This window comes from Sporolactobacillus sp. BBK16-2 (genome assembly GCF_059878335.1).
In genome coordinates, this window is the sequence record NZ_CM187611.1 from 2,294,780 (window position 1) to 2,313,937 (window position 19,158).

Genomic DNA, 19,158 nt, shown 5'->3' on the forward strand with positions numbered 1-19,158 from the left:
TTCTCATTTCCCTTCAGAGCTGCCCTTCATCGGAAGTGAACCCTCTATTGTAAAGCCAGCTTCTTTAGATGAGACAAAATGAACCATTCCACCAAGATCTCTGAATCTATTTTCAATTCCCTTTAAACCATTGGACTTAATAATCTCAGAATCTGTGACTCCATTGTTCGTCATATTCAGGATTATTTTGTCTTCATGGGAAGCGATATCAATGGTGAATAGTGTAGCACTGCCATGCCTGCATCCATTGGTAATTCCTTCACGTACCGTCTTATAAAGACAGTTTTTTATTTTGGGATCTATTATTTCATCAAGAACATTCAAGTTCAAATCAAAATGAACCTGATTGTTTTCTCTAAAAGCATCAACAAGCGCATGTAATGCTTCACTCAAATCAGGAACAGCATCGTCTTTAAGCAGTTTGACCACTTGTCTTAAATTTGTCATCGACTGTTTGGTCAATTCACGTGTTTTACCAAGTACTGCCTTTATTTCTACAGGCCTATGATCAACCACTTTTTCAGCATACTCAAGATTCATATTCAGTGCAACAAGTGCATGGCCCATCGAATCATGCAGCTCCTGTGCGATTCTCGTCCGTTCCTTTATAATCGTCAGCCTTTCAATTTTCTTCGTGTACTCTTCAAGTTTACGGTTCGATTTCCGCAGTTCCAGATTCAAGCCTTCAACGCGACGCTTTTCAATCATCAGATTACGAAACAATAGGATCGTAAGAAGCGTCAGGCCATAGGAAATCAATTCATGACGGAGCGCATGTAAAAAGTCAAATTGCAGCATGTCAACAGAAAAAGCCATCGTAAAGTGGGCTGCAATAAGGAAAATGGGCAATTTTTTATGGATGACAATTAACTCAACCAGCAAATAGATGACATAGACTTCTGCACCCGTGGAATCTTGTAATGTTACAATTAACACGATACAGAGCAGACTGAACAGGAAAGAAACCTGATGTGCAACGGTTTGCATGGTTAGGAACCGATATCGGATCAGATCATTAACATTTAAAACAACTACAGCTGTCATGAGTCCAATAAATAGTCCGGTATTGCGCTGGGCAAGTGGAATAAGTGAATAGATAATCATCACCAGCGCTATATAGCGAATGAATTTACTATAGAAATGGTTGGACATGGTAACGGCACCTTTCGCTGATGAAATACCTCATACATTCTTTAGCAGCATTCATCTGCTCCATTAATCCTTTTATTTTACAACAAGGCAAAGCAACAGTGAATAAGTGCTCTTCACTGCCGCTCGTTTTTTAGAAAAGATGAATATGCAGAATACCTAACAGTCCGTCGATCAAGAGATAAACACCGATAATACGAATGATAATCCGAGAAGTCTGCGTTTTTTTTCGAAACAGCAGAACTTGCAGTTTACCGATAAAAAGATTAATCAGCAGCCCTGCAATCAGTTCAATCAAATTCATTGTTATTAATGACATTTTTACTCCCCCACAGAATCATTTTTTACTAGTCTCCCACTCCGCAGCCATAATGCCAGATTTCTGCCGGAGAAGGATCCGAACAGTTCAAAGAAAAAACCTGCCTGGACTACTGAAAATAGATGCTCAGCGCTTCCTGAAATGGTCATTTTTTCAATCACAACTTTCGCGAAAATTAAAGCAAGTAATAGTACAACAGTGAGTACACTTCCTTTTTTCATCAATTGTTGCGACTGATCATCGAATCTGATCCTATAGAGTGAACCGCGTATTCCACCAATAATCAGGCCTAAAAAAGTCAACGCAACTATTGTAAGCAAATCAATCATTTGAAAATGATTTACTTTCTCGAACGCTGACAGGCTGATATAAAGCATGAGCATCGGCAGCAGCCATAATTTATTCCGATTCAATGCCCGTTCCCGAAGTTGCAATAAAACGATAATCAGCAGGACAAAAATAATATCCATTACGAATCAATAGCCCCCTTTCCCTACTTATTTTGCATCCGAACTGATACGCGCATCGACAATAGAGAAAGCACGGTCCCAATGCATCCGGCACCTACGAGAACTAGTAAAGGTGTCAGCTGAGCGCTCAGCAGCTGTCCGTCAAGAGTTACTCCATTCATTGCTCGAATCGCCCAAGACTCCGGAGTCAGATGGGAAAGCCATACAATAAACCGTGGCGCAAATGTTTCAATCGAGAAAAAAGAACCGCCAAGCATTCCTGTTAAAACAACAATCATCGTTGATAGAATAGTGAACTGCTGCTGTTTTCTGAAGAATGGTACAAAGACTAATGACACACCAATCAATGCAAACAGGTAAGCAGCAAATAGCACGCAAAGGGTAACGAAATGAGCAAGCAAATGAAGTTTAAAAAAATAGCCGGCGACAAGCACGATCACTGCAACATGAAAAGCAGAAAAAAGAAACGTAGCAACTATTTTCGACAGTACGATTTGACGATAACGCGCTGGCGCACTGATCATTCGGTCAAAGGCGTGATTCTCCTTCTCTTCAATCATCGTTCTTAATCCTTGAAAAACAACAAACCAGACAAACATGACGAGGAATCCGATCAGTGTGCGAAGGTTCTGTTGTCGCATTTCGTTTTGCCTACTTGGAGAATGATCGATAACAGATATGGTCGCAGATTTTAAGCTATGTCTGTAAAATTGAGACAGAAGAGTCGTTTTGACAGAATGAATGTAACGCGAGACGGTTGCTGCGTCCACCACCATCCTCTTCTGCGTGCCCACGGTTTCTGCGACGACCTGATCGATCAACGCGCTGCTGCCACTTGATTGACTTTGAATTAAGCTCAGATCAGTCTTTTGATTTGAAAGCAGGGTGCGCTCATAATGATTGCCGATTATGAGACCTTCCGAAATCGATTGATTGCCAACATCATGTTGCATTGCCGCTCTGCTTAAATGAATGAGCTGCACATTTTCCTGATTCTCAAGCAATCGAATGAGTTGTTTGGAAGATACGCTGTGATCCTGATCAAGCACTCCAAGTTGTGCTTTCCCATCACCGGACCCCACTATTGAGAAAAGCAGAGTCAACACTACAGGAGCTGCAATCATCATAAAAATAGCCAGCCGATTTCGAAACAGCAATTTCAATTGATACTTAATCATGAGCAGCAGCTGCATGACCGGATGCCCCCTTTCTGTTGAAAGCCACTAGTGCGAGAACAAGAAATACAAGACCGGTGACAAGCAGTTGTAAAAGTTCGGGAAGGATTTTCATTAATTGCTCGCCCTGCCCGATCGCTAAATAAGCGTTTATCGCCTGCCCATTGGGCAACAGCTGATGAATAACTTTCATCGCTTGCGGAAAGCTGTCAGTGTTCACCATACTTCCTCCAAGAAAGCTAAAAATATATAAAATCGGCGCGCCAAGGCTGGAGACAGTGGTCTGATTCTTTGCTAGAAAGCCGCAGAGCAGAACAATCGATCCGACCGCAAAGGCATAGACACATGTGATCAGCAGAATCTCCGGCAAACTGCCCCAGACGACACCGTAGAGCGCCCGGCTGATCAGAATAACCGCAGACATTTGCAGAAGTACAGCAACAATAATGCCGCCAAGCTTGCCAAGCGCATAGTGCAAGGATCGAACAGGCATCGCGCGAATGCGATATAATGTATGATTCAGCCGTTCCTCAACCACATTGTGGATAATCGCAAAGGCCGTACTTATCGAAAACATGACCGCCATGCCAATTGCATAATACTGCATCGCTCTGACCGGTTTGGATGAGAGATTGGGTGAGCGTTTTTCAATCATCGGTGTTTGAACTGAAACACTGGAAAACTCGCTGATGGCTGACTGAATATGTGCCGCATCGATGACATGACTTTTTGCGTAAGAAGTTAAGGACTGTCGTTCCTCACGAATCGTGTTCAAATTATTAGTGAATCCTTCTAAAACTGATTGGACGATTTTCTTCTCAGTTAACTTATCCTTATTGCCAATCAAGGTAATGTGAACATTCTTATCCCCAACATAAGCTGTGGTGAATGACTTAGGGACAGAGATCACAGCAGCTACTCTACCCTTTCTAACCCAACGCTTCGCCTGCGCAAGACTTGCCGCTTTTTTGACGTTGACCAGCTTTTTCAACTTAGCGCTCGAAAACACCTGATTTTCAAGTATTTGTCCAAGATTGAGCTGCATGTGACCTTGTGATACGGTCTGATCCGCACTGACAAACGCAACCGGGAATTTTTTTATCGGTGTTGCTGTCTTGCCAAAAATAGTCCCCAAAATCAAAATAAACAAAGGCGGCAGCAAGATGAGTCGCCATATCGTTTTATTTTTCACCAATAATTTAATGTCCAGAAAAAAGAGTTTCAGTAATTTGCTCATGCACTCGCCTCCCTCATTACTCTCTAAGTGTCTTCCCCGTTAATTTTAGAAAAATACTTTCTAGATTCGCCTCCACATAGTTGAATCCGGTCAATTGAAAGCCAATATTCTTCAATGCTTCAATCAGTGTCAGCGCATTACTGCCTGCCCTCGGATTGATTAATAGTTTCATTTGTAATCCACTGTTGGTGACGCGTGCCACACCGGACAATTGTTTCACTTGCTCATCCGCATGCGCCGGAGCCGATGTGTACGTGACGGTCAGCGTATCATAGGCTTCCGTCGTTTTTTTCAACTCATCCTTTGTTCCGATGGCGATTAATTGACCATGATCGATAATTGCGACCCGCGTGCAGAGATATTCAACTTCCTCCATGTAATGGCTTGTGTAAATGACCGTCATTCCCCGATCACTGTTCAGTCGCCGAACCGTTTCAAGAATATGGTTGCGTGACTGTGGATCAATGCCGACCGTCGGCTCATCAAGAACGAGCAGCTTCGGGTGATTCATCAGCGCAACACCGATATTCACACGTCGCTTCATGCCCCCTGAGAATTCAGCAACATCCTGATTTTGCTTATCGCGTAGTTCAATGATCTCCAATACCTCATCCACTCTGCGCCTGAGTTCTTTACCCTTCAGTCCGTAAAGACTGCCGAAAAACGATAAATTATCCTTTGCGCTCAATGATTGATAGAGTGCCAGATCCTGCGGTACAATCCCCATGATTGCCTTAGCAGCACGCGGATTCCGCCTGAGAGACTGGTTTTGAATAAATATCTCCCCGCTACTTGGCGTCACTACTGTGCTCAACATTGACACAGTCGTCGATTTTCCAGCACCATTTGGGCCAAGTAATCCGAACAATTCTCCATCTTCGATTGATATAGAAAGATCCTTTACGGCTTGAAAACTTCCATAGCTCTTCGATACATGCTTTAAATCAAGCATCCGAGCGCCTCCTTTTTTTGCTATAGGAAAAGTTTAATGCACCTGTTAATCCTTAACGACGTACTTTAGCTACAAGTTTTACGGTGCGGAAAGGTACCTTTTTTGTATGACGAAGGTCATATATTACGAGTAATCGCAGGAAAAAAAGCAAAAAGAAAGAGACGTGGGCGCACCCGCATCTCTTTCTTAATTAATCTCACGAGGAACTTATTTATGGAATCATCCACTTCAGCACGTAAGCCTGAATAAGTGTAATGATGCCGGTAATCGCGACGAAAAGCAGACTATGCTTAATTGTAAATCGGAATAAGCTGCCTTCCTTACCGACCAATCCGGTTGCCGCTGTCGCAACAGCAATGGATTGTGGTGAAATCATTTTTGCAGCAACACCGCCGGTTGAGTTGGCCGCGACAAGCAAAGTCGGATCGACACCAATTTGCTGTGCGGACACCTTCTGCAGATTAGAAAACAATGCATTTGACGAAGTATCCGAACCGGTGAGAAATACGCCGATCCAGCCGATAAACGGTGACAAGAATGGGAAAATGGTGCCCGTCGAGGCGAGCCCAAGTCCAAGTGTCGCGCTCATGCCCGAATAGTTCTCAATGTAAGCAAAGCCGAGAACAGATACAATCATTACCAAGGGAAGAGCCAGCTTTTTTAATGTTAGGCCAAAGGTTAGTGCCCACTTCTTCCAACTGATACCAATTAAGAATTTACTTAGTATACAGGTCACTAAAATAGCCGTTCCGGTAGCTGCAATCACATCAAATTTATAAATGGCACCATAAGCCGTCGTCTTGGCAACAATTGGCTTCACTTGTTCGATCATCTGATCCAGTCCGGGTATTGGAATCATTAACGTTGCTTTGCTCAGAAGCGCCTTAATGCTTGCGGATCCGCCCCATACACAAATGACAACAACGAGCAAAACGAATGGTGACCATGCTTGCACGATTCTGCCAAAAGAAAAACTGTTTTTATTTTGCAGTTGTGCCGGAATTGGCTCTTCTTTTTCATCCTTGAATCGGAAAATGGATTTCGGTTGCCAGAATTTAAGCAGAAGGATAAGACATACCATACTGACAATTGATGAAGTCACATCCGGTAATTCCGGTCCTAAGAAGTTCGATGTTACGTATTGCGTACCGGCAAAGGAAATCCCGCATACAAGAATTGCCGGCAGCACTTCAATTGTCCGTTTCCAACCTGCCATAATAAACACCAGCCAGAATGGAACAAACAAGGATAAAAAAGGGACCTGCCGACCAACCATTTGGCTGATTGAAAGTACATCAATGCCAGTGACTTGCCCGGAGGTAAGAATCGGAATACCGACACCGCCAAACGCAACCGGCGCCGTGTTGGCAATTAAGCACAACCCTGCTGCATAAAAGGGATTGAAGCCAAGTCCGGCAAGCAATCCCCCTGCAATCGCTACCGGCGTGCCATAGCCCGCCGTTCCTTCAAGAAATGCGCCGAATGAAAATGCAATCAATAATGCCTGAAGACGGCGATCCTGAGTGATCGATGCAATCGAATCACTAATAATTTGGAACTTGCCTGATGCCACTGTTAATTCATACAGAAACACTGCCGTGACAATAATCCATCCAATCGGCCATAGACCCTGCAATCCGCCTAATGCAGTTGCTTCAATGGCTAAATGGACCGGCATCTTATAGACTACAATTGCTTCGACCACAGCAATTGCAACCGTTAATAAGCCCGCCTTATACCCCTTCATCTTCTTAATTGCTAAACACCAGAAAAAGAAGACAAGTGGAATACAGGCTGCCACAAACGACAGAAACATATTACCCATTGGGTTGTAATTCTGGGCCCATTGCATTGATTCATTCCCCTTCCGCACGTTAAATTAGCTTGATCAGGAAAAATAAATAAAGCGCTTACATTTATTGATTTTACATGTGCACATTCAAATATGCAATTTCGGCGGCCATTTTTTGAACATTACGTGAACAAGAAAAGACAGGCTGGATCAACCTATTCGAGTAATTTGTCGAACGAATAATACTTTAGTCACATATCAGTTTTTATTAAAATCAACGATAATAAGAGGTGAAAAAATTGCTAAAGGAATGACTATTTTGAACTTTGAGTACCGGTTGACATTATTTTATAAGAAACTTTCAGTCTGGAATCTCGTATTTCGGCATATGAAAAGCCATCTCTGCATCTTTTTGGGATTAACCTTTTGCCCTACGATTGGCGTATCACTTATTGCAGCTTACATCGTCCCAATTTTTGTACAGCTTTCCTGGTTTGTCAATTCTCTTTTTTGTCTTGTCACTTTTGAAATCGCCTTCTTGATAAATCTCAACTATTTCTTATTTCCTCTAGCTGTGAAAAAAAGCAAACAGTTATATCACACATCTTTTCATTTAGAGGAATGGCGTGTTCTTATTTATGCAGCCGTCAAAGATTTTTTGAAAACGAATAATTCCATTAAAGATTTATTTTTTTTAATCAAGGATTTCAATGAACAAAAAAAGGAAATGACAAAGTCATTTAAGAAAAAAGCTTTTTATCACTTATCGTTAAGCGTGTTCATTCTTTTTACCTGCATCTGGCTTTCGTTCAATTTTTGGTTTTTTGATCATATTGTCGCTAATCGTGTCCCTGACGCTTTTCTTTATCTCGTTCTTTCTTTCATCTGTTTTCTCCTATTTGTTCTCATTTTGTGGTGTATTCATAATGAACTAGATAGTTTGTTCCATTTTCCTGTACCAACTCTGTCCAATCTCATCCGGATTCTGGAAAATATAGAACTTGCGCAAAACAATGAAAGAGTCGCTGACATCATCGATAAAAAAACAGCAACCGTTGATACAGAGATTGTCAGACGCATTATTGCTGAAAACACATGACATTGCAGTATTATTTAGGAGCATCACGCCGTCAAAAGAAAGATAGAATCAAAAATTAAGGATTTATTAATAATTAACTACTATTATTAAAAATGTGTATCTTTGTTCAATAAATGAAGGGAAGCGACTCTGTATGAACATTCAATCCATTGGGTCTTCAAGCAGTACATATCAAACCGGAGGAACCTCCGATTCAAGCACAAAAATTGAAGCGCTTGAAAAGCAAGAAGAAACATTAGAAACTCAATTAAAGCAATTGGAATCCCAGAAATCGGATCAAGAGGATCAACAAAAACAAGTTCAAGTGATTCAAGCACAAATTCAACAAATTGAGGCGCAGATCCAGCAGTTAAAATCCCGTTCTTCACAAAATGGGAATACAAGCGGCGCGCAGGCACAGTCGCAGGTTGCTTCAAATCAAATTGAAGCCGGCGCTGCTGTTTCCGAGCAGTCACAGGACGGCGATCAGCTGACGATTAGTCAAAACAGTCTTGCACAAAGTGAATGAGTGAAATGAAACAGCGAGCATCCTTTAGGGGATGCCCGTTTTGTTTTATTTACTTTTTAAATGGGCAGTTATTAGAAAATCTCAGCTAACTTTTCTTCCGAAACAACCTTTATCCCATTCTTTTCTAACAGGGCAGCTGTAACACCGCTGCCTTCAATTTTTTGTCCATTAAATGCACCATTATATATTTTTTTGCTCCCGCACGAAGGACTATTTTCCTTGAGAACAACCGTCGTCGCATGAAGCTCCGTGACTTTTTTCAAAGTCAGATTGGCACCTTTAATATACTGCTCTGTTACATCCGTACCCGATTTGGTGACTACTCGGGCAGTTCCGTTAAGGACATCCTTCCCGTCACCGCCTACAATTTCTGCCGGTTCCCTGGGAATTAAAAATCCTCCAAGCAATTCTGGACATACAGAAACAGCCTCTCCACGATCAATCAGCTGCATGATTCGATTATCCAAACAATGCGATCCATTGTACCTTACCGCGAGTCCTGCAAGGCAGGAACTTACAACAATCATTAAGACACCTCATTTTTTAATTTCAACCATGACTCATATGTTTTTTCGATAACATCGGCATTCATGGACCCGGTTGAATTTGTCTTTAATCATTTCCTCTTCTTCTCCTGCATAATGCGCAAAACAACTAATGGGTCTCACTTTTTTTAAAGATGATTTAATAACACCATTCAACTCATTGTTCTCCATAATGACATGCAGATCGTGATTCACTTGGTGAAAACCGTTTTTCCGATACCAGTGATTCACCCATTCATCATCACGTGTATAGGCTTCCAGCTGATCAATATTCCGTGCTTTGAGTCTTTTTTCTGCTTCATGCAGCAATTGCTGCCCAATTCCTAGACGCTGAAAATCGGGATGGACAGCCAAGTTCCAGATCATCCCGCCTAATGATGAGCATTCTGTGCAAACTGTCTTGCTTGCTTTTTCACATTCGATGTCAATCAGGCCGACAATCTTTCCATCTTCAACCGCAACAAGTTCAATTGAGGGGTGATCATAAGTTTCCTTTTCCTGTAAAACATTATCATAATAGGCTGTATGTAAAAAGGACAGAACGCGGCAGCGCAGCCAGCCTTCTTCATCATCTGTCTGGTATTCTCTAATTAACAATTGAGAAGCTCCTTTTTATTAGGCATTTTTTATCGTGTTTATGATTTTTATGTATTGCAGATCTCCCAAACCATATTGAGGAAAAACACGAAATAATTCGTTTACGAGTTCATCTTGAGAACGATCTCTATTTTTTTTTATAAACGCCGTGATCTCGTTATCTTTCTTTAGATACTCTAAATAGAGCTTGATTCCCTGGTACATAACAGGCATTAATTGAAGATTTGGCAAACAATGATGGATTAATACCTGCACATAAATTTTTTTATAACCATCCGGAACAAGTTCCGTTTCTTCAACCTCATAAGTCGTTTCGTTCACTTTCTGGAAGAATACCTTTCCTTTGTACTCGATTTGATCCAAATAGGCCAATACAGTTAAAAAATTCATTTGACAAAACATGTCATCCCCGAACCACAAAACAATACACTCATAATGTTTTTCAAAAAGAGGTTTTAAAGGAGCAATTGTGAGCTTCTCATATTTTGCTAATGATACTTGATGTCCGAACGCTCTCATTTTATTAAAAGGTTCACTAAAAATTGTTTGATGTGTGTCGTTTGAACACATGGCTTCATTGAAGGGAGCAAAATCACCACTGCCCATTAACCCTTGTGTAGAAAATTCTTTATACATCATTTCGCCGTTTAAGATATTCAATATGCTCTGATCAAACTGATCCGAAATTTGATCCTGCAACGCTTCAATCGCTAGCTTCCGAGAAACATCCACCAAAACACCGCCTTTTGTTCCCTGAATCTTTCATTGACTATGAGACAAGGATTATATATATATGACAGATGTAGATAACCTTTTATCGCAATAACTTTGACATTTTCCATAGGTCACAGCAACAATTTACTGGTAAACTTAATAATTAGGATAACCTCATCTTATCGCATTTCAGAACAAAATAAAGCCGCAAAACTGCCTGTTTTCTAAAGCTAAACTTTTCACTGCCGAATCACGATACTTCACTGACTTAATTCAAATGAATCAACAGAAGCACCTGTGAAAATAATCAGTAATTCCTCTTGTAATAAATTGAAACTATCCGCAAAAAATAACGTATTTAGAAGGGATATTAAAAACTAAAAAATTATGCTCTCAATCCATTGCCATTTGGCAACTGGATGAAAAATTGACTTAGATAAATTGCTGAATATTCATACATGACAAACAGGCGAAGGGGCAATAATTTGAGAACAAAACAGTTCAACAAAGCCACACGGTATACTGATTTTCGGGAAATGATTTACGCAAGCGCAAAGAAGTTCAGGAAAAAGTCTGCCTTCCAGATAAAGATTGGGAGCGGGAGCTACCGATATGTGAGTTATTCTCAATTTAAAGAGGGGTACAGGGCAGTAGGCACGCTTTTTCTAGATCTTGGCTTGTCCGGTAAGCGAATCGCAGTCATCGGTAAAAACAGCTATGCATGGGTGCTGCACTATGCGTGCGCCGCTTCAGTCGGTGTGGCAGTTCCAATCGATCGCGAACTGTCGCCGGAAGATATGCATCAATTCATTGTCAGTGCTGATTGTGCCGCGGTATGTGCGGACAAAGAGATACTCGAGCAATTGCAACCGATCATCAGCAGCAAACGATTACTTCTGCCTTTGCAGGACACCATGTCACCGATCCCTGCGGATGACACGCGAATTGACACGATTCCGATTGATGAAAATGAAATGAGTGTGCTTATTTTCACTTCAGGCACGTCCGGAAATCCAAAAGGTGTGTGCCTTTCTCAAAAGAATATTTGCGCTAATATTTTTGCGACTTCGCAAATCGTAAAGATCACGTCGCGCGACAAAACGCTTTCCATTCTGCCCCTTTGTCATACGTACGAATGCACTTTGGATTGCTTGCTTATTCTGTCACGCGGAGCCTGCATTGCTTACGCCGACAGTCTGAATGCCATACGCCGCAACATTCTTGAATACAGCCCAACGATTCTCGTCGTCGTTCCCGCGCTGCTTCAGCTTTTAGACAAGCGCATTCAAGCGGCTATTGTAAAGAATAGTCCGGTAAAATATCAAACCATGCTCAAAGCATCTTCAATCTCGATGACGCTTCCCAATTTGCCTGCGCTTGTAAGGATGGCGATCCGGCGAAAAGTGAAGAAATCACTTGGGGGAAAAATTCATACATGCATTGTCGGCGGAGCAGATCTTCCCTCTGCTGTGGTCGAAGATTTTCTGGCGTTTGGTATTCAAGCGTTGCAAGGCTATGGGCTCACTGAAACCGCACCTCTTTTGGCAGGAAACAATGATTTTTATTTCAATGCCAAATCGACAGGCGTTGCTGTTCCCGGCGTCGAATTGATGATCGACAGCCCCAATGATGCCGGTGTCGGCGAAATTTTGGCCAAAGGCGATAACATCATGCTTGGTTACTATAACGATCCGGTGGCCACGGCAAACACATTCCGCAACGGCTATTTTCGGACAGGTGATTTGGGATGCATTGATAAGGACGGGGCTTTATATATCAAAGGACGCATGAAGAATGTGATTGTAACAGCTAATGGCAAAAATATTTATCCTGAGGAATTAGAAGCGCGGCTCTTGGAAAAAGAGACGATTAGCGAAGCGCTTATTCTTTCTGGAAATGACCATAATGGAAGCATCTGTGTGAAGGCCAAGATATTCCCGAATTTAGATTCCATGACCGAACTAATCGGTCATCTGCCTGCAAAAGAAGAACTTCAAGCCATGATCAAATCAATTATTGATGAAGTAAACAACAAAATACCGGATTATAAACACATCCGTGTGTTCGAAATTCTAGAAAAAGAATTTGAAAAAACAACAACAAGGAAAATCAGGCGATGCGGGATAAATCTCGTTTGATAGAATTCGTCAAACAAAAACGTTCTAAAAAGACTGCACGGCTCTTACAGAACAGCCGGCCTAACGGCTACATTTAATAGGTAAACCATCTTTTTTCAGAGGAATTTTTAACTTTCTCGAATTACGATAAAAAAACAACAGCCGGCCCTTTAACAGGAACCGGCTGATGCTATAATTTGAGTTCTCCGAGCCTGAGCAGTTCAACGACTGCCTGGGAGCGTCCTTTCACACCTAATTTTTGCATGGTGTTTGAAATGTGATTACGAACAGTCTTTTCACTTATGAAGAGTTCTTTAGCTATGTCTCGGGTCGTCTTGTCTTGGACAAGCAGTTCGAAAACTTCTCTTTCCCTCTTCGTCAGCAAAGGCTTTGGACGGTGATATTCTTCCTTCAAAAATTCCCCCTCCTTGCTCAGCAAAAGAACGGTTGGGGAAGGCTTTTAGTCATTTACATTTTATGAAAACAAGGTCGATGCGTGCCAAGAATAAGTATTTTACGCAAACGCCCGTACAATGATTGCACATTGAAGATATATAGCGTTCGAAACCGCATTCAACTGCTCGATGTCGAATGTAATTCCAATCATTTAAAGCTTTCTGAGTGATTCTGCTAGGCAGGGTATCACAGAACATTTTGTGACAAAAAGACCGTTCATCCGCGAATTACTGCGAATAAACGGTCGATTTAACAATCAGTGTATTTATTGATGCGGGTGCACCATTTCTTCAGGCTTAACATAGGCATCGAACTCTTCACTGGTGAGCAGGCCAAGTTTCAGAGCTGCTTCTTTTAAGCTGATGCCCTCCTGATGGGCGAGCTTTGATATTTCCGCTGATTTTTCATAGCCAATTTTGGGATTCAAGGCAGTAACCAGCATCAATGAATGATGAAGGAAATAGTCGATTTTTTCCTGATTTACTTTCATCCCTACAGTACAATGAATCGTAAACGACTGCATGACATCAGTCAATAACTTGGCAGATTGAAGAAAATTGTACCCGATAACGGGCTTGAATACGTTTAATTCAAAATTACCCTGGCTCGCTGCAAATCCAATCGCTGCATCATTCCCCATAACCTGGACGGCAACCATTGTAACGGCCTCGGCCTGGGTAGGATTTACCTTGCCGGGCATAATGGAGCTGCCCGGTTCATTTGCCGGGATCTCTAATTCGCCGAATCCGCAGCGCGGTCCGCTCGCAAGCCAGCGCACATCGTTGGCAATTTTCATTAGATCTGCCGCGAGTGCCTTTAATGCACCATGTGCCGCCACCAACGCGTCATGGCTGGTCAGCGCATGAAACTTATTATCCGATGCATAAAACTCTTTGCCAGTCATAATGCTGATTTCTTTCGCGGCCTGATCACCAAATTCCGCAGGTGCATTTAAGCCGGTTCCAACAGCAGTCCCGCCGATTGCTAAGCTCTTTAAATGATTTAGGGTTCCTTCGATGAGTGCCTTCGATTCTTTAAGCATGAACGCCCATCCGCTGATCTCTTGACCTACGGTGAGCGGAACCGCATCCTGCAAATGTGTACGACCGATTTTAACCACCTCGGCGAACTCCTGCGATTTTGCGTCAAGTGTAGCCTTCAGCTCGTCCAATGCCGGCAACAGTTGATTTTCAATCGCTTGTACGGCAGCAATATGGAGCGCAGTAGGGAACGTGTCGTTTGAGCTTTGCGCTTTATTAACATCGTCATTGGGATGAACGCGTAGGTCACTGTCTTTATCCTTCAACAGTTGATTTGCGCGATTGGCAAGCACTTCATTCATATTCATATTTGATTGCGTGCCGCTACCGGTTTGCCAAACGACAAGAGGAAACTCATCATTCCATTGTCCTGCAATTACTTCATCAGCGGCAGCTGCAATTGCCTCTGCTTTCGCTGTATTCAATGTTCCCAGTTTTTGATTTGCCAATGCTGCACTTTTTTTTAAAATTGCGAACGCATGAACAATTTCCAATGGCATCCTTTCCCAGCCTATTTTAAAATTATCCTTACTTCTTTGTGTCTGAGCTGCCCATAAGCGATCAGCCGGCACCTTAACTTCGCCGAGTGTGTCATGCTCCAGTCTATATTCCATGAATTTGTCTCTTCCCTTCCATTAATTCTATACTCAGTGTCACATAAATTACCTGATTTGTGAAATACCAATTATTAATCATTCACATTTCTGTTCATTAAGTAAACTCGACAGTCAAAAGTTCTAAGCTGCTAAGAAATTCGTAATTCGTCCTGTACTTCAGGTGTTTCCTGCTTTTCTCTAATTATTTGCGTTATGGTTAAACGTGGGTTTCGGGCAAACAGGCAAAAAATCGAACGGCGCAAATAGACCATAACGGTCGCTTCAGAGACAATACCTTTCGATGGCGTGCGCAAATAACGAAAAAACAGTTGTGGCACTCTCTTTGAGTAGCGTAAGGCCACCATCTGAAGAAGTCCCAGCGCGATACAACTGCACATCATGTATCCTTCCATGGCGTTCACCGCTTGTAGGATTTGTTTCCGGGCGTTCCGGTCGACCACCTGATCCACCGGCTGAGATTCATCCTTTTTAAGGTAACGTTTCAGTTTCGGCATGGATCGACTCCAAAAATGATACGTGAAGGCTCCCAAGGACTGTTTCATTGTCCGAAAGGTGGTTTCGATGGTAAAACGCCGAGCATAGAGACGTATGATCGCTTCGGGAGACAAGGTCAGATCCGTGCTTACCAGAATGTCCTGCCGCCCGCACATCTTAACCAGTACAAAGCGCAGTTCGTGATACATCCCCGTACCCCAAAGCAGATCCCGACAGAGATACGACACGGGTTCTTCTTTACCATACAACGGAAGTGTGACCGCCTGAAACGCGTCGCTTCGGGAAGCAAACAGGGTGTTCAGCTTGACCTTCGCCCCTTTCTTTCTTGGCCGCCCCCTTCGCCCCGTTTGAACGGGATACTCATAGGCCGCTGCGGAAGCTTTGGCTCGGGTTACCAGATCCAGTTTCACCGTCCCTTCCTGATTCCGCAGATCGAGTCGTTGAAGCGCCGGCACCGATAAAAAATAACGATCAAGGAGAAACAGCGCATGCCCCAGAACTTTAGCTGCGGCATAGCCTTGATCGATCATCTGAACCACATGCGAATCGTCACACGCTTTGTGACCGTCCTCCCAGCTAAAGATGCTTTTGACCCCGTCTTGAAGGTTAAGGAATAGAGGTAGGCAAAGGACTTTGCCTGTGGTTCCCATCAGGACGCCGACGGCGCCCCAGAGATGACCAAAGATGAAAGCAGATTTGGACACATCCTCGGACTCTTGATAAAGCTTCTTTACGCCCGGCATGTGTCGCGCTTCTTTCGCCTGTTTGACCCCATCGCCAACGAGAATCACGGCTTCTCCTTCACGCTTAAGTGGCGCAAACTGGAGCACAATGTGCAGCCATTTCTGACGTAAATCATCCAGTGACCAAGCAGAGGAGCGAAAAAAATGAATCATCGATTCATAACCTCTAGGATTGAGGGTCAAGTCACGAATCACGGAAGTGACCCCAAGAGAATCGGAGCGAATCATCAAACCGGTAATGATCACAACAAACCATTTGAATGCGGCGAATCTATGGAAACAAGAACGGAATAACAGAAGTATAGAATCGATAAATTTTAACATGGCACTAGTCAATCGCGAAGGAACAGGATAAACTAGAAGAACGATAACCCTTGGCGATTTTTCCTCTCTATTTGTGGTGAATTAGAGGATACCATAAAATCCCATTTAAGGGTTATCCTTTTGTTTTATTTACACAGAACTTTTCACTCTCCAGTAAGTAAAGCAGTATCGAAAAAATAAAACACATATTACGTTTATCTGTCGTAGTGAAACAGAGAAAAGACAGTTATAATAGTCAATGGAGGGATGAAGATGACGAGAAACAATACCTGTCCGCAGCCGGAACACTATGGAGACGCGACCGTACCGGCTTTCGGTTATGAACTCATAAGAAATTTACTAATTCCCGAACTGCTCGGCAAGGAAACGGCATCGATCCTGTATTGGTCGGGACGTAAAATAGCACGTCAATATCCGCTCGACAATGAGCAGCAGATTATTGACTTTTTTGATCAAGCCGGATGGGGCGTTTTGGAGCAAGTGAATAAGGAAAAAAATAAAATGACTTTTGAATGTAGTTCTCCGCTCGTTGAATCGAGAATCAAAGATTATTCGGATTCAAGCAGTTTTGCATTAGAATCAGGGTTTATTGCCGAACAGATACAGCGGCAGACCGGCTGCGTTGCTGAGAGTTATATGGAAACAAAGACCGGACGTCAAAAGAAGGTAATCTTTCTCATTAAATGGGATGTAAAGGATCCGGTTGGTACAGAAAATTAATGGTTGGCAATGATCTCAAATAAACAGCACCTCAGGGAATGAAACCCTTGAGGTGCTGTTTGATTAACTTCTAGCAAAACAGTTTACTTATATGCAGTCCACATCTTCAAACGAAAGTATCTAAGAAAAACCGGGCGAAAAGCGCCCGGTCTTTAATCTCCAGCCATGTGTGATTGGTTTGTGTCATTACAGTGTTGAATCATCGCTTCGGTTGCTCGCATCAACTGAGCGCGACCGCGGGCGCACCGCGAGCCTCCTCAGACAAGCAGAAATCTGCGGGGTCTCGCTGGCACGCGATCAACAGGGCCGCACCCGCAGGCGTCTCGCACCTCCGCTTTGATTCTCGGTCAAGGCACTGGTTTATTCGTTTAAATATGGGGTAAAATCTTATACTTTCTTTACTTGTAAAAAAAGCAGGCGGGCTGCCTGCTTTTAAAAGCCGTAATTTTTATAAACTCATGGATTCCTCTTCTGCCAAATGAAAGGTTTCATGAAGGGTATCGAGCGCCAGCATCAGTTTATTTTCATCAATAATCGTTGAGACTTTGATTTCCGACGTACTGATCATCTTGACCTTAATATCTTTTTCAGCTAAGGCATGAAACATTTCTGCCGCGACACCTGGATTTGATGCCATACCCGATCCGACAATCGAAACCTTGGCAAGTTCGGACTCAAAGATCATTTTATGATATTCAAGTTCTGCTTCCTGAGCGCGCAGCACGTCAAGTGTTTCATTGAGTACATCATGATCAACAGTGAACGAAAGACTTGTTCTTGCTTCATCGAGGACGTTCTGAACAATGACGTCAATGTTAATATGTTTCGCCGCAATTGCATCGAACACGCGCGATACCGCTGCTACATTATTTGGAAGTCCAAGCAGCGTCACCTTCGTCACATTTTTCTCAAAAGCAAGTCCTCTAACCGACTTTGTCTTCTCCATTGACACTTCCTCCTTAATTACCGTACCCTCTTCTTCGGAGAATGATGAGCATACGACCAGCTCAAGATGGCTGTTCTTCGCATACTCAACAGCGCGCGGATGTAGCACACCAGCTCCAAGATAGGCCATTTCAAGCATTTCGTCATAACTGATTTCCTTCAGCTTTCGCGCCTTTTTCACGTAGCGCGGATCTGTTGTAAAGACCCCGGTCACATCCGTGTGGATCTCACATCGCTTCGCACCGAATGCCGCTGCAATCGCCACAGCTGAAGTATCCGAACCGCCTCTGCCCAGCGTTGTGATTTCGCCGTCCTCTGTCACACCTTGGAATCCGGCCACAATCACAATCGATCCTTTCTTCAACTGTGGACGGATCAATGAGGTGTCAATTGACGAGATCTTCGCACTTTCGTGAACTGCTTCCGTTTTGATCCCGGCTTGCCAACCGGTAAATGATATTGCATGATAGCCGCGTTCGTTCAGAACCATGGACAGCAATGCGATGGTTACCTGCTCTCCTGTCGACAAAAGCACATCCATTTCCCTCTTTGACGGCCGATCGGAAATCTCTCCGGCCATTGAAACAAGTGTGTCCGTTGTTTTCCCCATTGCTGAAACAACCACAATTACTTGATTACCGGCCTCTTTTTTCTTAATAACTTTATCCGCTACCTTCTGCAACCGTTCCACTGACGCAACTGATGTTCCGCCAAACTTCATTACCGTTAAAGCCACTGCACTCGCTCCTTTAAACTATGACCGGCATTATTATCTTCGCTCTTTCCGGATCCTCTGTAATGAAGACACGGGATCACTTGATAAGAACGTGCTCCTCATTATTCGTTATCGTCAGTGACAAAAAGAACAGCGAGAGATCCCCGCTGTTGAACAGTCAATCGTTTTTCAACATGCTGAGATAGTTCTCCACACTTTTAAAAGTAATTTTAAAAAAGTATGACAGCCCTGCACTTGTTCAGTGCAGATCCAGCCCGGAACGATGATGAAGTCGTTCCGGCTTCGGCAGGTTTCCCTTTCCGCCGCGGTCAATGAATTCCATCTTTCTCGCGCGGCTTACTAATGAAGACTGCTCCTCTATCACTTCAGATATTTGAAAATTAAGTTACGGAAATTATAACAAACCTA

At 43.0% G+C, this 19,158-nt stretch carries 18 protein-coding genes and 1 riboswitch; of the genes, 4 read left to right on the plus strand and 14 right to left on the minus strand.

The annotated features are described in order from the left end of the window. Window positions 1–3 precede the first annotated feature (3 nt). The 7 genes from AC6F33_RS11510 to AC6F33_RS11540 form a co-directional block, all read right to left on the minus strand. The gene (locus AC6F33_RS11510) at window positions 4–1,152 is read right to left on the minus strand and encodes a sensor histidine kinase (protein WP_480948413.1); all 1,149 of its coding nucleotides are present in this window, start codon (window positions 1,150–1,152) and stop codon (window positions 4–6) included. 130 nt (window positions 1,153–1,282) lie between these two features. After that, complete coding sequence (locus AC6F33_RS11515; protein ID WP_480948414.1) at window positions 1,283–1,468, minus strand: hypothetical protein; 186 nt, start codon at window positions 1,466–1,468, stop codon at window positions 1,283–1,285. Between the two features lie 2 nt (window positions 1,469–1,470). Then, window positions 1,471–1,938 carry a hypothetical protein gene (locus AC6F33_RS11520; protein ID WP_480948415.1) on the minus strand — a complete coding sequence of 156 codons (468 nt, stop codon included), beginning with the start codon at window positions 1,936–1,938 and terminating at the stop codon, window positions 1,471–1,473. A gap of 23 nt (window positions 1,939–1,961) precedes the next feature. Next, window positions 1,962–3,131: an ABC transporter permease gene (locus AC6F33_RS11525; RefSeq protein WP_480948416.1), complete on the minus strand. Its 1,170-nt coding sequence runs from the start codon at window positions 3,129–3,131 to the stop codon at window positions 1,962–1,964. Further along, window positions 3,109–4,350 carry an ABC transporter permease gene (locus AC6F33_RS11530; protein ID WP_480948417.1) on the minus strand — a complete coding sequence of 414 codons (1,242 nt, stop codon included), beginning with the start codon at window positions 4,348–4,350 and terminating at the stop codon, window positions 3,109–3,111. Before AC6F33_RS11530 ends, AC6F33_RS11525 begins: the two co-directional genes overlap by 23 nt. 16 nt (window positions 4,351–4,366) lie before the next feature. Beyond that, window positions 4,367–5,302: an ABC transporter ATP-binding protein gene (locus AC6F33_RS11535; protein ID WP_480948418.1), complete on the minus strand. Its 936-nt coding sequence runs from the start codon at window positions 5,300–5,302 to the stop codon at window positions 4,367–4,369. Between the two features lie 211 nt (window positions 5,303–5,513). Then, complete coding sequence (locus AC6F33_RS11540; RefSeq protein WP_480948419.1) at window positions 5,514–7,154, minus strand: L-lactate permease; 1,641 nt, start codon at window positions 7,152–7,154, stop codon at window positions 5,514–5,516. A 667-nt stretch (window positions 7,155–7,821) separates the two neighbouring features. Between AC6F33_RS11540 and AC6F33_RS11545 the strand changes: the two genes are divergently transcribed. After that, window positions 7,822–8,193 carry a hypothetical protein gene (locus tag AC6F33_RS11545; protein ID WP_255745671.1) on the plus strand — a complete coding sequence of 124 codons (372 nt, stop codon included), beginning with the start codon at window positions 7,822–7,824 and terminating at the stop codon, window positions 8,191–8,193. Window positions 8,194–8,326: 133 nt separating this feature from the next. Beyond that, window positions 8,327–8,701 (plus strand): FlxA-like family protein, encoded by a 375-nt coding sequence (locus AC6F33_RS11550; RefSeq protein ID WP_255745673.1) that lies wholly within the window; start codon window positions 8,327–8,329, stop codon window positions 8,699–8,701. 71 nt (window positions 8,702–8,772) lie between these two features. Here AC6F33_RS11550 and AC6F33_RS11555 read toward each other — a convergent pair whose 3' ends face one another. From AC6F33_RS11555 to AC6F33_RS11565, 3 genes are read right to left on the minus strand one after another with little or no spacing between them, the layout of a single operon-like run. Further along, window positions 8,773–9,228: a 2-thiouracil desulfurase family protein gene (locus tag AC6F33_RS11555; RefSeq protein ID WP_255745674.1), complete on the minus strand. Its 456-nt coding sequence runs from the start codon at window positions 9,226–9,228 to the stop codon at window positions 8,773–8,775. A gap of 33 nt (window positions 9,229–9,261) precedes the next feature. Then, on the minus strand, window positions 9,262–9,843 hold the full coding sequence (locus AC6F33_RS11560) for a GNAT family N-acetyltransferase (protein WP_500777137.1): 582 nt from the start codon (window positions 9,841–9,843) through the stop codon (window positions 9,262–9,264). A gap of 18 nt (window positions 9,844–9,861) precedes the next feature. Then, on the minus strand, window positions 9,862–10,575 hold the full coding sequence (locus AC6F33_RS11565) for an AraC family transcriptional regulator (RefSeq protein ID WP_500777138.1): 714 nt from the start codon (window positions 10,573–10,575) through the stop codon (window positions 9,862–9,864). 518 nt (window positions 10,576–11,093) lie between these two features. Between AC6F33_RS11565 and AC6F33_RS11570 the strand changes: the two genes are divergently transcribed. Further along, a complete protein-coding gene (locus tag AC6F33_RS11570; protein ID WP_500778160.1) occupies window positions 11,094–12,695 on the plus strand; it encodes an AMP-binding protein in 1,602 nt (533 codons plus the stop codon). 169 nt (window positions 12,696–12,864) lie between these two features. On the opposite strand, the gene AC6F33_RS11575 is transcribed toward AC6F33_RS11570, so the two are convergent. From AC6F33_RS11575 to AC6F33_RS11585, 3 genes are all read right to left on the minus strand, one after another. Continuing rightward, window positions 12,865–13,089: a helix-turn-helix domain-containing protein gene (locus AC6F33_RS11575; protein ID WP_010026148.1), complete on the minus strand. Its 225-nt coding sequence runs from the start codon at window positions 13,087–13,089 to the stop codon at window positions 12,865–12,867. 306 nt (window positions 13,090–13,395) lie between these two features. Then, window positions 13,396–14,784: a class II fumarate hydratase gene (gene fumC / locus AC6F33_RS11580; RefSeq protein ID WP_500777139.1), complete on the minus strand. Its 1,389-nt coding sequence runs from the start codon at window positions 14,782–14,784 to the stop codon at window positions 13,396–13,398. Between the two features lie 131 nt (window positions 14,785–14,915). Beyond that, complete coding sequence (locus AC6F33_RS11585; protein ID WP_255749378.1) at window positions 14,916–16,349, minus strand: transposase; 1,434 nt, start codon at window positions 16,347–16,349, stop codon at window positions 14,916–14,918. Window positions 16,350–16,601: 252 nt separating this feature from the next. On the opposite strand from AC6F33_RS11585, the gene AC6F33_RS11590 reads away from it, so the two are divergent. Continuing rightward, complete coding sequence (locus tag AC6F33_RS11590) at window positions 16,602–17,069, plus strand: YslB family protein (RefSeq protein WP_255745687.1); 468 nt, start codon at window positions 16,602–16,604, stop codon at window positions 17,067–17,069. 448 nt (window positions 17,070–17,517) lie between these two features. Here AC6F33_RS11590 and AC6F33_RS11595 read toward each other — a convergent pair whose 3' ends face one another. Then, on the minus strand, window positions 17,518–18,750 hold the full coding sequence (locus AC6F33_RS11595) for an aspartate kinase (protein ID WP_255745690.1): 1,233 nt from the start codon (window positions 18,748–18,750) through the stop codon (window positions 17,518–17,520). A gap of 174 nt (window positions 18,751–18,924) precedes the next feature. Further along, a riboswitch (Lysine riboswitch) is annotated at window positions 18,925–19,118 on the minus strand. Between the last annotated feature and the right edge of the window lie 40 nt (window positions 19,119–19,158).